This is a genomic window from Profundibacterium mesophilum KAUST100406-0324, from assembly GCF_009835145.1.
Classification (GTDB): domain Bacteria; phylum Pseudomonadota; class Alphaproteobacteria; order Rhodobacterales; family Rhodobacteraceae; genus Profundibacterium; species Profundibacterium mesophilum.
Window position 1 is genome coordinate 1 of record NZ_APKE01000129.1, and the last position, 202, is coordinate 202.

General features: G+C 64.4%; 1 protein-coding gene. It reads left to right on the forward strand.

The window, feature by feature from the left end; all coding sequences use genetic code 11:
- Window positions 1–202: hypothetical protein (locus PMES_RS16550; protein ID WP_159966793.1), on the forward strand; the 202-nt coding region annotated here is incomplete at both ends.

Consider the following 202-nt stretch of genomic DNA (forward strand, 5'->3'; position numbering starts at 1 on the left):
GGCTCGAGACCACCAGACGCTGCAAAGAGACTATTATGCCCTCCTCGCCGAGATCGATGCAGCGGTCGCCCCCGACGATGCCACGATGGCGCTCTGGCATGGGCGCATGATCACCCTGTCCGGGGACGAGCCCCCGACCATGAGGGCCATCGATGCCAAGGCCTACAACGACGCGCTCGACGCCTGTGACGTCTTCGAAAGC